The sequence below is a fragment of the Sutcliffiella deserti genome (assembly GCF_020037475.1).
GTDB classification, from domain to species: domain Bacteria; phylum Bacillota; class Bacilli; order Bacillales; family Bacillaceae_I; genus Sutcliffiella_A; species Sutcliffiella_A deserti.
Map to the genome: position 1 here is coordinate 552,782 of NZ_JAIQDB010000001.1, position 14,912 is coordinate 567,693.

Genomic DNA, 14,912 nt, shown 5'->3' on the forward strand with positions numbered 1-14,912 from the left:
CAAAGGAGAAAATATCATTCTCTTCATTTACGTCCTCTCCTTTCTTTAAGTAAGGCTATCTTAAACGCCGCTATTGATTTCCGCAAAAGGCTACGCGTTCCACGGGGCGATGCTGGAGCCTTCTCGGCTGCGCCTGTGGGGTCTCCAGTCTACCGCTATCTCCCGTTGGAGTCTCCGCCTTTTGCTCTAATCATCGCTGGTGAAGTACTATTTTCAACACTTATCTTTAACAGGGCTTTAAGTAAAGTAAATACAGATGTTATTTCCGTTAATGTTTTCAATTTGCATATCGAGTTCATAAAGCTCTTTTAAAACTTTCACATCGACAATATCATTTGTTGGCCCTTCTTTTATCACTTTTCCATCTTTCAAAGCAACAATATAATCTGAATAGCAAGACGCAAAGTTAATATCATGTATCACGATAATGACGGTCTTTCCTAGTTCATCCACTAACCTTCTTAATACCTTCATAATTTGAACAGAATGCTTCATATCTAAATTATTTAAAGGTTCATCAAGTAGTATGTATTCTGTGTTTTGTGCAATAACCATTGCGATAAATGCACGTTGTTGCTGGCCACCGCTTAACTGATCCAAAAATTTATGCTGCATATCCTCAAGCTCCATATAGGAAATTGCCTCATCAACAAATTCCTTATCCTCCTTATTCAGGTTTCCTTGAGAATATGGAAACCGTCCAAAGCTGACTAGTTCTCGAATAGTTAAGCGGATTGGTAAATGGTTCGCTTGCTTTAAAATGGATACTTTCTTTGCAAGGTCATTGCTTTTTGCTTTCGTAATATCCTGACCATCAATAGTCACTCCCCCACTATCCATTCCAATAAGTCTGCTGATCATGGAAAGGAGTGTGCTTTTCCCTGCACCATTCGGTCCTATGAAACTCGTGATCTTCCCTTTCTTAATTGTGGTAGAAACTTGATCAATAACCACTTTTCCTCCATAGCTTTTCGAAACATTACTCACTTCGACCATGATTTACTCTCCCTTAATAGTAGATAGATGAAATACACGCCACCTATAAAGTTGATAATTACGCTTAATGTCGTGCTAAAGGTGAATACGCGCTCTACGATGAACTGTCCTCCAACTAAAGCGATAATACTAATGAGCATGGAGGCTACTAATAAATACTTGTGTTGATATGTTTTCATAAACTCGTATGTTACGTTTGCTACAAGTAGCCCTAAAAAAGTAATCGGTCCAACCAATGCTGTAGAAAGAGATACTAGAATAGCGATTACAATCAATAATCTTTGAACCACAAGATTGTATGGTACTCCTAAATTTATCGCATGCTCTTTCCCAAGTGAAAGTACATCCAGGTATTTCATAAATCTTGCTACATACAAGAAAATAGCAATGAGCAGCACGACCGCCAGAGTTAGCAAGTCCGTATTTACATTGTTAAAACTAGCAAACATCCTATCCTGTACCAACATAAATTCATTTGGATCAATTAAAACTTGCATGAACGTGGATAAACTTCCAAATAGGGTACCAAATACAATACCTACTAACAATAGGAAGTAAATGTTCCGTCCCTCGCCTTTAAAAAAGAATCGATTTAACACAAATGCGAACATAACCATCAATAACACGGATATCATAAAGTTAAAATTTTTATTCATAGCGATTAAGCTAGTGGAACCGAAGGCAAAGATTAAAAATGTCTGTAAAAGCATGTAAAGAGAATCCAGGCCAATAATACTAGGGGTTAAAATTCGATTACCTGTGATGGTTTGGAAAATCACTGTTGAAAAAGCAATGGCACTCCCTGTTAGTACAATCGCAAAGATCTTGGTTGCACGTCTTGGTAATACATAATCCCAATTGGGGCCTAATTGATAAAATAAAAACAATATAATGGATAAGATCGCCAGAACTGATAAAATAATAATCTTATACTTTAGCTTCATTTGATTTTCTCCTTAAAAGTAAGTAAAGAAATACCGCACTACCTATTACGCCGACGGTCATTCCAATTGGTATCTCGTAAGGAAAAATAATTAGACGTCCTAAAATATCACAGAACAATACGAAAGTTGCCCCCATTAAAGCTGTATGTGATAAATTTTTCTTTAAATGGTCCCCATTATAAATACTTACGATGTTCGGAATAATCAAACCTAAGAAGGGGATCATTCCTACTGTGAGGATAACGATGGACGTTACTGCAGCGACAATAACCAGACCAATATTCACAATCTGTTTATATGGAAGCCCTAGATTAATAGAAAACTCCTCGCCCATTCCGGCGACAGTAAATTTATTTGCAAAAAGGTATGTAATAATAACCAAGGGGATACTGATATATAAAAGTTCGTATCTGCCTTTAATAATTAAGGAGAAATTTCCTTGCAACCAGGAAGACATGTTTTGTATTAAATCATATCTGTACGCCAAGAAGGTCGTAATGCTCCCTATGATGCTACCAAACATTAATCCTACTAGTGGAATAAAAACCGTATCTTTGAATTTGATTTTATCCAATATTTTCATAAAAATAAAAGTCCCTAATAATGCGAATAAAAAGGCAATCGACATTTTCAAAACGGGGCTTGCCGATGCGAAAAGAAGTAAAGAAACAAGTACTCCTAGTCTTGCAGAATCCATCGTTCCAGCCGTTGTAGGTGAAACAAATTTATTTCGTGTTAGCTGCTGCATGATAAGACCACAGATACTCATACTAACGCCAGCAATTATAATACTTATTAATCTTGGTATTCTACTTTGCAACAAAATTTGTACTTGTTCATTTTTAAGGTTAAATAGATCAAATGGAGTTACTCCTTTTACTCCTATGAATAGAGAAACAACGGATAAAACGACAAGTGTTCCTAGTAAATATCTTCTTTTCATAGCCCCTAACATTCCCAACTTAGATTTTTTCCAGTATGGTTTATTTATTCTCACCGAAATAGATAATCATTCTCAATATCGATTAAAAAAAACAAACCTGACCTGCTTTTTTAATGATAATGATTATCACTATTGATTGTCAATAGGTTTTCGAAAAATACTTGTTTAAACAACTAATTTTTTTTATTTCATTACTTGCTTAAACAATCATTTTTTATGCCTTTTATAAGATTGTTGTTTCTACTTCTTTAAGTTTTCCCTGATTTTATCTAATACAAGTAGACAGTTTGTTAGATCATCTGGATCTATGCCATCTGTAGCATCTAATATCGTCTGTTCAGCAAGAGATGTTAAATCCATTCGTATTTCCTTCGCCTCTTTTGCTAAATAAATCAAGTTAATTCTAGCATCAGATGGATGTGCCTTACGTTCTACCAGCCCTCGTTTAATCATATTGTCTATCAAACGCGAAACACTAGGTTGATCTTTTTCATTTAACTCTGCAATTCTATTTTGAGTTAATCCATCCTTCTCATAAAGTCTGCTTAATATTTGCCACTGTTCATGTGTCACTGGAAAATCATTATATTTAAAATAATAATTAATCCGGTTATTCATTAGTCTGGAAGCATGAAACAGCTTATACCCAATTGAATTATCAAGCATATACCATTGTCTTTGCATTCTTATCACCTCATATGTTCATTATGTCAATTGTACTTATAAATTCATTGATAAACAATCTATAAAGCGCCCCATCCTAGGGCTAAGTCGACATGACATACTGTTCCTTTGCTTCCCAAACCCTTCCCCATTATTGCTTATCTATTATTAGAATCGATCAAGCAAAGGTTCTGACAAAAACTCTTATCTTTTGATACAATAACCTTTATTGAACATGCGAAGTTGAAAATAGTTGGTTTTTTAACAGCCATTACTACAAAATTCACAAACGTTTACTAACAAAGCTATAAAAAAGAGGGATTTTACATGAATAAAAGTGGTTTAGTTTTAGAAGGCGGTGGCATGCGTGGAGTGTATACTGCTGGTGTTTTAGAGTATTTTATGGAGAAAAACCTTTATTTCCCTTATGTTATAGGAGTTTCAGCTGGGGCTTGCATGGCCGCCTCCTATTTATCAAGGCAGAGAGGGAGAAATAGAAAAGTTAATATTGACTTTATCAAAGATTCTCGTTATCTTTCTTACCGAAATTACTGGAAAAAAAAGCAGTTATTTGACATGGATTTTATTTTCGATGAAATACCAAACAGTCTTGTCCCCTACGACTATGAAACTTTTCTAAAACGAACAGAGCAATTTGTAGTTGTTGCTACAGATTGTGAATCAGGTGAACCGGTGTATTACCACATGGATGAACATGGGGAAAATATGCTACAGCTCATCAGGGCATCCAGTTCCCTGCCTTTTGTTGCTCCAAGTGTCACGTACGAAAATCGTGTCTTATTAGATGGAGGCATCATCGATCCGATTCCAATTAAAAAAGCACAAGAGGATGGGTTTCAGAAAAACGTTGTTATCCTAACCAAACCTCTGGGGTATAAGAAGAAATTCAGTCGCTTGTCTTCCCTTTTCCAATATAAACAGCATCCTATTATTTCCGAGCGCTTACAAACAAGGTATCAGCTTTATAATGAAACTCTCTCTTATTTAGAAAAAGAGAAAGAGCAGAAAAGCATCTTTATTTTCCAACCAAGTAGGTCTATTTCAGTTAGTCGTATTGAAAAAAACCAAAAAAAATTAACTGATTTATATAACTTAGGCTGGGAGGATGCTAAACAAAACTTTGATGCTTTACAACGCTTTTTGCAAATTTAAAAGAAACATGGTGATAGAAATGACAAATGACGCTGTCATGATGCAAGCTGATGAACATCCAGTTATTCAGGAAAATAAAATCATTCTTTTTTGGAGCGTCACCGTTTGGCTTGTCGTAATGAATACGACCATGTTTAATGTGGCGCTGCCAAGTGTGTTACAGGAGTTATCCCTTACCTCCTCTACCGCCTCATGGATTGTATCAGGCTATTCGATTGTATTTGCAATTTCCACTTTAACTTATAGTCGTTTGTCAGACTTTCTTCCGATTCGAAGGTTATTGACAATCGGCTTAAGTCTGCTAGCCATCTCCTCTATCATTGGATTTTTAAGCAATGATTTTTATTGGCTTATGGGTGCAAGATTATTACAGGCAGCAGGGGCGGGAGCGGTTCCAGGTCTTGCGATGGTATTAGCTGGACGTTATATCCCCATTTCCAGAAGAGGCAAGGCAATGGCCTTCATTTCCTCCGCTGCATCGTTAGGATTTGGGCTTGGTCCTGTTTTCGGCGGTCTTATCACACAATTTCTTGGTTGGCATTATTTATTTGCCATTACGGGGCTTGTGGTTTTGCTGCTCCCGTTATTCCGGAAGCTTTTACCTATAGAAGATGTTCAGAAGGTGAAATTCGACATGATTGGCGGCTTAATGATTGGCGTTACTGTAACAGGGCTGCTATTGTTTTTATCAACCTTTTCCATTCCAATACTGCTAATAAGCCTAGTGGCAGCGGGGTGGCTATGGCGACACATTCATCGTGTGAAGATTCCATTTATCCAGCCTTCATTATTGAAAAACCGGCAATTTGTCAAGCTATTGGGAATTGGGTTTGTGGCATTTATAACACATTTCTCTGCACTATTTTTGATGCCCATCATGCTTTCAGTTGTTTTCGGTAAAGAACCGGCTGCAATAGGACTTCTTATTTTTCCAGGTGCCATTCTCTCTGCTGTTGCAGCTCAATTTATCGGAAGGCTGATTGACCGGTTCGGCAATATGCCTTTAATCCTTTTTGGACAATCCTTTCTCTTAATTGCAACTATCTCATTTGCAGCATTAGGTACCGTATCTCCTTTTTCCATTTTATTTATCTATATGTTTATGAGTACAGGCTTTTCAGCTTTAACTTCTAGTATTTCTAACGAAATTTCAAGGATAATGGATAAAAGTGAGCTTGGAGCAGGGATGGGTATTGCACAGCTAGTGCAATTTATTGGCGGGGCCTTTGGTGTAGCACTAACCGGTCTTCTCCTTGTCTGGCAGGTTGCTCTTGGGGAAGTTGCAAGCTATCGTAATATCTTTATAGGCTTATCGTCTCTCATTGTCCTTACCATTGCATTATTTATTTCATATAAGAGGAACAAAAAAGTTAACCGTTAAGGCTTTCTTTTTTGTTGCTACAACATTTAGCAGTTAAGCTTTTCAAAAGGCTGTTTTCGCATTGTTTGTTGCTTTTACGTAAGCGGGTACAACCCGTTAAAATCGTTGCTGTCGTGCTCTTTTCCTGATAAATAAAAAAATCTCTCTAAATTTTGATTGAATAGGACAGTAAAAAATCCAAATACCGATTTTTACGGGCTTATAGCAACAATTTTTACGAAAAGAGCCTTTCAAAATAATTGGAATGAAAGAACCTGAATTTTTAATTGGAATATATAAAATGCCACTCTGTATAAGCAGTGGCATTTTATCGTTTCATTTGCTTGCTCTATCTATAATCCTCTTACATGGTACGATCGACTTCTTGCTGCGCCTGGGCAGTTCTTTTAGCGTAAGGAAGGGCTTCAAGTCTTTCATAAGGAATCTCCTCACCTGTATCAACACATGTCCCATATGTTCCATTGTCGATACGTTCTAAAGCTTCATCTATTTCCCCGAGCAACTTTTCATCAATCTGGTCAAAGGTTTGTTCTTGTTCTCTTTCTACACGTTCTGCATTGCCTTCCGCTATATGGTTTCCTATACCTGTGGTTAATTCCCCTGTTGATTCTCTCATTGACTCGTCGAACTTACTGTTCTTTTTTTTCTGTTCTATGCTTTGTTTCATATCTAAAAGTTTTCTTTCCAATTTTTGCGTTTTTTCTTTTGATAAGCTCATTTCTATCTACTCCCTTCTACTATTGAGCATATTCCCTGATTTTTTAAAATTAAAACAGAGCGGCTCTTGGGGGAGTTAAGACGATTGAGAATATCCTATTCGGGAAAGCTAGGGTTTATATGATTTCTTCCAATGCCGTATCTATTGTGGCAAATTTAAACGAGTAGCCTTCCTCTTCAAGCCTAGCTGGAATAACCCAACGGCTCTTTAGTATCAGTTCAGTTTCTGTTCTTATGAATATTGCCCCAAGTTCAAGCATCCATTTTGGAGAAGGTAACCCAAGGTTTTTATTCATCTTTTTGCGGAGTTTGGTCATAAATTCTCTATTAGTTACAGGATTCGGCGAAGAACAGTTGAACACTCCACTAAGGTCTTTCCTCTTTTGCAAAAATAAGATTATGTTATATACATCTTCCATATGTACCCAACTGAACTTCTGGGTGCCTGGTCCCTGTACACCTCCAAGTCCAAACTTTACAAGATTCATAAAGGGTACCATAACTCCCCCATCTTTTCCTAGTACAATGGCGATTCTCAGTGCTGCCTGTCTTGTTTTCGGTAGGTGAAATTGAAAAAAAGAACTTTCCCATTTTTTTGCAACTTCTACAGAAAAGCCTGATCCAATTTCCCCAGTTTCCTCTGTCATCGGACGGTCTTCTGCATGTCTATAGATGGTTGCGGTACTAGAATTAATCCATAATTCTGGAGGATTATTTGCTTCTAAAACTGCCCTTCCCAAAATCTCTGTGGTTTTTGTTCTAGAATCAAAAATTTCTTTCTTATTTTTCTCATTGTAGCGGCAGTCAACTGACTTTCCCGCTAAATTTATCAGCATTTCGGAGTCCTCTAAAGCATCCACAATACTAGCAAAATCACTCCAAGAAATATGTTGTGGCTGCCTTGAAATAATTTTCACTTCATATCCAAGGTTCTGAAACTTTTCTTCTAAATATATACCAATAAAACCTGTTCCACCTGCTAAAACTATTTTCTTATTCATTGAATCACTCTTTTCGATTGTATTCTAACAAAAGGTATATACAATATCCGTCTACTTAATTATACAATAAATGGGTGAATTATTCGGATAAAAATCGGCATTTGGATTTTTCACTGCCCTATTCACTCAAGATTAAACGTAATTTCTTAATTTAACAGAACGTTATTTAAACCAAAATAAAAGACCTTTCATTAAACAGAAAGGTCTTTTCCTTAGAGATCTATTTATTCTATTGCTCCACTCATTTCTTTTGCGACCACATCACGAAGGGCACGCTTTAAAAATTTACCTACCGATGTTTTAGGTATTTCCTCCATAAAGATAACCTCATCAGGGAGCCACCATTTTGCAAACTGAGGAGAAATGAAATCTAGTATTTCTTGTTTTTCCACTTTCCCCTTGTAAGAATCTTTTAACACCACACACGCTACTGGTCTTTCCTGCCACTCATCGTGGGGAACAGCAACCACGCTTGCTTCAAAGACGGCATCGTGCGCCATTATGACATTTTCCAAGTCAACAGAAGAGATCCATTCTCCTCCACTTTTAATAAGATCCTTGGTACGATCCACAATTTTTACGACTCCTTCCTCATCAATGGTGACCACATCTCCTGTATGCAGCCAGCCATCCTTAAAGGCATCATTGGAGCGTTCATCTTTGTAGTATTCATCGGCAATCCATGGCCCTCTTAGGCAAAGCTCTCCCATGTCTTGTCCGTTCCAATCCACTTCCCCGTCAGGTCCGATGACCTTCATCTCAAGACCTGGTACGAGTAAACCTTGCATTGAACGTTTATCAAGCATTTGGTCTTCGTCGAGATCGAGTTGATGACTCTTCAGTCGCGAAACGGTGGCAAGGGGTGTAGTCTCCGTCATGCCATATGCATGCAGAAACGGAATTCCATATTTCGTTTCAAAAGTCTTAATCATTCCCCGTGGTGCAGCAGATCCTCCGCATAATATGGCCCGCAAGCTTGATGTATCGTAAGTTCCTTTTTCCAATTCATTCAAAAGCCCGAGCCAGATTGTTGGTACCCCCGCTGTTAGTGTAATATTTTCTTGTTCAATTAGTTCTGCTAAAAGCTGCGGGGTGAATTGTGGTCCTGGGAGAACCTGGGTAGTCCCAAACCACGTTGCTGCAAACGGCAGCCCCCATGCATTCGCGTGAAACATTGGAACCACTGGCATGCATGTGTCATATTCCGATAATCCTGCTGTGTCTGCAAGGCCAAGTGCATAGCTGTGAAGCACCAAAGAACGATGAGAGTAGACAACACCCTTTGGATTTCCTGTTGTAGCAGAGGTATAGCACATCCCGGCTGCATCATTTTCGTCAATATCTTTTACAAACGAATAATTAGGGTTTCCTTCTTCTAAGAGATCTTCATATGAAAATACCGGATGAAGACTTGAACTAGGAAGCTCTTCCTTATCTGTCATGATGATGAATGCCTTTACAGTATTTAACTTGTCCTTTACTCGCTCCACAAGAGGTATAAGATCTTCATCGACAAAAAGTACAACATCCTCTGCATGATTCATAACGTAGGAAACATGCTCTGGAGCTAATCGTATATTAATAGTATGAAGCACTGCTCCCATACCAGGAATTCCAAAGTACGTTTCTAGATGACGATGGTGGTTCCAGGCAAACGTTCCGACCCTATCACCCTTTTGCACTCCAAGTTTTTCGAGGGCACTCGAAAGTCTCCTTGTCCGTTCTCCTATTTTTTTATAAGAGATTCGTTGGACACCAGATAAAGTTCTCGAGACTACCTCTTTATTAGGAAAAAATTTTTCTGCTCTTTCTAACAGCGAACTAACGGTCATAGGTACATTCATCATCTTCGTTTACCCCTTCCTCATTCACAATAATTTAGATTTATTTTTGCAGACTATCATTGTTTTTTCCTTGGAATTCTACACAATCAAACTTTAAACGCTTGATTATGCTCACCGAGTTTAGGAATTTTGCTTTCGATTCTTGATGAGCTGGTATGCATTCTCACTTCTACATGTCCTTCTGTATTTCGAAAAATGGTTTCATTTTCTTTAAAATAAGGAAATTGTTCAAGTTCTCCCACTTCTAAAACAGGTGCCATACAGCAATCAAACTCTTGGCTAAATTCAATCCACTCTAAAAAGCTCTTAGTCAGAAATAACGCTTGTATTTCGTTATAGATAGAATTCGTCTCTCTTTTCAAGGTGAAATGCGCACAAACCCACTCGGGGCGGTTTACCGCTTCACAAAAGTTCTTCCAGAATTTTGGTTCCAGAGCCCCTAAGGACATATACCTTTGATCCTTTGTTTCATAAATGCTATAGGATACTATTTCACCATTTAAGAGCGAGATGCCCCTTTCTTCACCTAACTCCTCCTGTATGATTAAATGGTTGCCCATCATAGAAGCCATTACATCTGTTATAGAGAGACAATGATATCCGCCAAGTCCTCCTCTTTCTTTGGCAAGCAGTGCAGCAAGAACTCGCTCGCAAGCTGCAAAACTGCCAAAGTAGTCTGCTAAGGTAATAGAGGGGTGAATAGGCTTCCCATTCGTATCTTTAAGCTGGGCGAGCATTCCGCTTAATGCCATATAGTTTAAATCATGGCTGCCAAACTTACGCCATTTTCCATTTTCTCCATAGCCTCTGAGAGAACAATAGACAATTTGGGGATTATGCTTTTTAACAGATTCGTAGTCTAAGCCGAGTTTCTCCATCACACCTGGTCGAAAACTCTCAAGCAAAACATCTGCGGTCTCTATAAGCTCTAAGATCCTTTTTTTTGTACTCACTTTTTTCAAATCCATTGAAATACTCTTCTTCTGACGGTTATTTGCTAAATAGACGATTCCCGTTCCATTACGCTTTAATCCTGCATTTCGGGCAGGGTCCCCTTCTAAGGGTTCCACTTTTATCACTTCTGCACCAAGCTCAGCTAAACGCTGCGTAGCAAATGGACCAGGTAAGTAGTTAGTGAAATCAATGACTCTTATTCCTTCTAATAGATTATTTATCATGTTTTGACCGCTTTTCCCGCCATTTTAATTAATCTATCCTCTCGATAATCGTTGCATTCGCCATTCCATGACCTTCACACATTGTCTGTAAGCCGTAGCGTCCACTTGTTCGCTCCAGCTCGTGCATCATACTTACCATAATCCTTGCCCCGCTTGCCCCTAACGGATGACCAAGTGCGATGGCACCACCATTTGGATTTAATTTGGCCGGATCTGCTCCTGTCTCCTTTAGCCATGCGAGCGGCACAGGAGCAAAAGCTTCATTCACTTCAAACAGGTCTATATCTTCTATGCTCAAGCCAGCCTTCTTCAAAACTTTTTCTGTTGCAGGAATCGGTCCGGTAAGCATTAAGGTTGGGTCAGAACCCACTACAACTCTCGTATGTACCTTAAAGCGAGGGGTAAGTCCTAATTCCAGGGCCTTTTCTTTTGACATTAATAAGAGTGCTGCTGCTCCGTCACTTATTTGGCTGGCATTTCCTGCATGGATCACTCCATCTTCCTTAAATACTGTTTTTAACCCGCCGAGCGCTTCCACCGAGGTTTCCTCTCTTGGTCCTGAGTCCTCTTTCATTATCCTTGTTGTACCATCAGGCATCATGACTTCAAGTGGCATAATTTCTTTGTCAAAATAACCCTCAGCCTGTGCTTTTAAAGCTTTTTGGTGACTATTGAAGGAGTATTGATCTAATTCTTTTCTTGTAAATCCATATTTTTCTGCAATACGTTCTGCAGATAGTCCTTGGTTTATAATCTCAAAACGATCTCTTAATTTTTCACTAAAAGGCGCCTTTTGATAATTCGAGCCCATCGGCACTCGTGACATGTTTTCCACACCACCTGCAATAACCACCTCCATGTCTCCAGCTAAAATGGCTTGTGCTGCAAAATGAACCGCTTGTTGACTTGATCCACACTGTCTATCAAGAGTGGTTCCTGGGACTTCAATTGGAAACCCTGCAATAAGGGCCGCCACTCTAGCAATATCCCCCGCTTGCTCTCCGGATTGGGTAACACAGCCAAGAATAACATCCTCTACTAAACTTGCATCCACTCCTGCACGACGTACCAGCTCTTTTAGCACTTCCCCTGCTAGATCATCTGGTCTTATATCTTTCAATAACCCATTTCTTCTTCCAACCGCAGAGCGTACCGCTTCGACAATGACAACTTCTCTCATGTTGAACAAACTTCCCTTCTTATAAGCCTAAATTTTTGGCAATAATTGTTTTCATAATGTCATTCGTACCTGCATAAATACTGGCAACCGGAATATCCCGATACCTTCTTGCAATTTTGTACTCTTCCATATATCCATAGCCGCCATGTAACTGCATGCACTTTGTGGCAATTTCACGGGCAGTCTCAGTTAACTTCCACTTTGCCATCGATACTTTTGTGACGACATTTTCACCAGCCATATGCTCTCCAATCAATCTATCTAGAAATACTCTTCCCATTTCTACTTCCGTTGCCATTTCAGCAATTCTGAACTGGGTGTTTTGAAATTGACTGACAGACCTTCCGAATGCTTCTCTGCTTTTCACATACTCAATTGTAGATTCTAGCATGTCTTCTGAAGCAATTTGGGCACCAATTGCAACAAGCAACCGCTCCTGCTGCAGCTTTTCCATTAAATATAAGAATCCTTTTCCTTCTTCACCTAAAAGATTTTCTTTAGGAACCTTACAATCTTCAAAAAACAACTCCGCGGTATCCTGGCAATGCAGCCCTACTTTATCGAGCTTCCTGCCTCTTGAAAAACCTGAATGTCCCCGTTCAATTACAAGCAGGCTCACACCTTTATGCTGGGGACGAATTTCAGTGTCTGTTTTACAAGCCACTAATACGAGATCTGCATGTATGCCATTTGTGATAAAGGTTTTCGCACCATTGACAATATAATGATCCCCTTCAAGCCTGGCAGTTGTCTTAATATTGGCTAAATCAGAACCTGCTCCGGGCTCGGTCATGGCAATTGCGGTAATGGTTTGTCCAGTAGCACAAGAAGGCAGCCAGCGCTGTTTCTGCTCCTCTGTTCCAAAAGAAGTAAGATAAGGAACAACAATATCATTGTGCAGGGCAACTCCTATTAACCCTGTCCCTACCCGTTCTAATTCTTCATCAATAACAACAGAATAGCCCCAATCCGTTTCACTTCCGCCGTATTTTTCGTCAATATCCGGGCAAAGATATCCCTGCTCTCCCATCTTCGTCCAAAAGGACCTTGGAACGATGCGGTCTTTTTCCCATTCTTCATAGAACGGTATAGCTTCCTTTTCTAAAAACTTGCGTAATGATTTACGAAATTGGTGATGTTCCTCCTGTAAGTAAGGGTGTTTCATAGACTCTCTCCTTGTTGTAAGCGATTTCGCTTTTTTCACCTCTAAGCCTTTACTTCATTTAATTGTTTGCGTAGTTGATATTTTAGTATTTTTCCGGATGCATTCCTTGGAAGTGCATTTTCAATAAAAATCCTTCTCGGCACTTTGTATCCAGCAAGCTTTTGTCTGCAGAATAGCTTTAGTTCTTCTTCATTTAATAGTTGATCTTTGTGCGGAACAACTACAGCGCACACTGCTTCTCCCCACACTTCATCTGGCAATCCAATAATAGCTGCCTCCAACACTTGCGGGTGTTCATAGAGTACCTCTTCTACTTCGATGGAGTACACGTTCTCTCCACCTGAAATAATCATATCCTTCTTGCGGTCCACCAAGGTGATATAACCTTCTTCGTCAATGACAGCCAAATCTCCTGTATACAACCAGCCATTTTTCAACGTTGCTTTCGTTTCCTCTGGCTTTTTGTAGTATTCTTTCATAATCGACTCACCTTGAAGCACAAATTCACCGACAGCTCCAGGTTTCACATTTCCCCCTGCTTCATCCACCACTCTTGCTTCCGTTAAGAAAGAAGCTTTTCCATTTTTCCCGAGATGATTTTTATGACCTTTAGGATCTAATAAAATTCCATTTGGACCGGCTTCAGTTAAACCACATAGATTATAAAATTGATCATTTTTGAATAGAGTTATACTTTTCTTCACAAGCTCTGGCGCCATAGGTGCTGCCCCATACCCACACCTTTTAATGGATGAAAGGTCATACTCATTGGCATTAGGCACCTGCAACAGAAAATTGAACATTGCCGGAACGCCAAAGAAATGGGTGATCTTATTATCTTGGATTGCTTGCAGGGTGTGAACCGGATGAAAATCACGCTGAATATAGTGGCTTGCCCCAAGGACCACTCCAGAAACCAGAAACAGATTAAGCTGTGCAGAATGAAATAGTGGAGCAACATGTAAGAACCGTTCCTGCTGGTTGATTCCCATGCTAATCATCATCGAGATACCAACATTGAATATACGGCGGTGGTCAAATAACGCTCCCTTAGGACGTCCTGTTGTTCCCGATGTATATAGAATCTCTATGTCATCTGTTTCCAATACTTCCACATCAGGTTCTTCTTCATTTCTGGATAAAATCCCCTTGTAGGATCTGCTCTCTTCGTGTCCTGGGTTGCCTACAACAATTACCTTTTGAACCACGCACCCCTCGCTTGCAGTTTTAACAGTATCCTCAAACTCTTCATCGCAGATAACAACTTTCGCTTCAGATTGTTCTAAAATATAATGAATTTCCGAGGACGTTAAACGGAAGTTCATCGGAACAATAACCGCACCAATTTTCACACCTGCAAAAAAAGAAAACACAAAATAGTCTGAGTTCTTCATCATAAAGGCAACCTTATCGCCCTTCTCCACTCCCAAAGCCATCATGCCGTGTGAAAGTCTGTTCACTTCACGATTAAACTGATCATAATTGTACGTTCTGTCTTCACACTTTATGGCAAGCTTTTCTGGATGCTTCCTTGCATTTTGCGCTACATACATACCAATGTTCATTCCTATTCCTCCTTTAATGGGTGTTACCGACATACATGCAATAATTATGCCAATATTCAAACATCTATAAATTCACTATTATGTTGCTTTTTTATATACTAGTTTTGTAGAGAATGAAAAAAAGTGTCCTTTAAATGGACACTTAAAATAATTGTATAGAGA

13 protein-coding genes are annotated in these 14,912 nt (G+C 39.1%); 2 read left to right on the plus strand and 11 right to left on the minus strand.

Translation table 11 applies throughout. From position 1 onward, the window contains the following. Positions 1-237: 237 nt before the first annotated feature. From K9B36_RS02685 to K9B36_RS02700, 4 genes are all read right to left on the minus strand, one after another. Positions 238-996, minus strand: coding sequence for an iron ABC transporter ATP-binding protein (locus K9B36_RS02685; protein ID WP_223700455.1), 759 nt, complete (start codon positions 994-996; stop codon positions 238-240). Further along, positions 984-1,940: an iron chelate uptake ABC transporter family permease subunit gene (locus K9B36_RS02690; protein WP_223700456.1), complete on the minus strand. Its 957-nt coding sequence runs from the start codon at positions 1,938-1,940 to the stop codon at positions 984-986. Before K9B36_RS02690 ends, K9B36_RS02685 begins: the two co-directional genes overlap by 13 nt. Then, positions 1,924-2,883: an ABC transporter permease gene (locus K9B36_RS02695; protein ID WP_223700457.1), complete on the minus strand. Its 960-nt coding sequence runs from the start codon at positions 2,881-2,883 to the stop codon at positions 1,924-1,926. Before K9B36_RS02695 ends, K9B36_RS02690 begins: the two co-directional genes overlap by 17 nt. Positions 2,884-3,123: 240 nt before the next feature. Beyond that, positions 3,124-3,567 carry a MarR family winged helix-turn-helix transcriptional regulator gene (locus K9B36_RS02700; RefSeq protein ID WP_223700458.1) on the minus strand — a complete coding sequence of 148 codons (444 nt, stop codon included), beginning with the start codon at positions 3,565-3,567 and terminating at the stop codon, positions 3,124-3,126. 306 nt (positions 3,568-3,873) lie between these two features. Here K9B36_RS02700 and K9B36_RS02705 point away from each other — a divergent pair, with 306 nt between their 5' ends. Together K9B36_RS02705 and K9B36_RS02710 are read left to right on the plus strand one after the other, a co-directional pair. Beyond that, positions 3,874-4,719, plus strand: a complete 846-nt coding sequence (locus K9B36_RS02705) for a patatin-like phospholipase family protein (protein WP_223700459.1) — start codon at positions 3,874-3,876, stop codon at positions 4,717-4,719. A 19-nt stretch (positions 4,720-4,738) separates the two neighbouring features. After that, positions 4,739-6,100 carry an MFS transporter gene (locus K9B36_RS02710; protein ID WP_223700460.1) on the plus strand — a complete coding sequence of 454 codons (1,362 nt, stop codon included), beginning with the start codon at positions 4,739-4,741 and terminating at the stop codon, positions 6,098-6,100. Positions 6,101-6,443: 343 nt separating this feature from the next. Here K9B36_RS02710 and K9B36_RS02715 read toward each other — a convergent pair whose 3' ends face one another. From K9B36_RS02715 to K9B36_RS02745, 7 genes are all read right to left on the minus strand, one after another. Then, positions 6,444-6,818: a TraR/DksA C4-type zinc finger protein gene (locus K9B36_RS02715; RefSeq protein ID WP_223700461.1), complete on the minus strand. Its 375-nt coding sequence runs from the start codon at positions 6,816-6,818 to the stop codon at positions 6,444-6,446. A 115-nt stretch (positions 6,819-6,933) separates the two neighbouring features. After that, positions 6,934-7,818 (minus strand): TIGR01777 family oxidoreductase, encoded by an 885-nt coding sequence (locus K9B36_RS02720; RefSeq protein WP_223700462.1) that lies wholly within the window; start codon positions 7,816-7,818, stop codon positions 6,934-6,936. 224 nt (positions 7,819-8,042) lie between these two features. After that, the gene (locus K9B36_RS02725) at positions 8,043-9,665 is read right to left on the minus strand and encodes a long-chain fatty acid--CoA ligase (RefSeq protein ID WP_223700463.1); all 1,623 of its coding nucleotides are present in this window, start codon (positions 9,663-9,665) and stop codon (positions 8,043-8,045) included. 83 nt (positions 9,666-9,748) lie between these two features. Continuing rightward, positions 9,749-10,840 (minus strand): CaiB/BaiF CoA transferase family protein, encoded by a 1,092-nt coding sequence (locus tag K9B36_RS02730; protein ID WP_223700464.1) that lies wholly within the window; start codon positions 10,838-10,840, stop codon positions 9,749-9,751. Between the two features lie 28 nt (positions 10,841-10,868). Beyond that, a complete protein-coding gene (locus K9B36_RS02735; protein WP_223700465.1) occupies positions 10,869-12,020 on the minus strand; it encodes a thiolase family protein in 1,152 nt (383 codons plus the stop codon). 19 nt (positions 12,021-12,039) lie between these two features. Continuing rightward, positions 12,040-13,185 carry an acyl-CoA dehydrogenase family protein gene (locus tag K9B36_RS02740; protein WP_223700466.1) on the minus strand — a complete coding sequence of 382 codons (1,146 nt, stop codon included), beginning with the start codon at positions 13,183-13,185 and terminating at the stop codon, positions 12,040-12,042. Between the two features lie 41 nt (positions 13,186-13,226). Beyond that, the gene (locus K9B36_RS02745; protein ID WP_223700467.1) at positions 13,227-14,750 is read right to left on the minus strand and encodes a class I adenylate-forming enzyme family protein; all 1,524 of its coding nucleotides are present in this window, start codon (positions 14,748-14,750) and stop codon (positions 13,227-13,229) included. Positions 14,751-14,912: the final 162 nt, after the last annotated feature.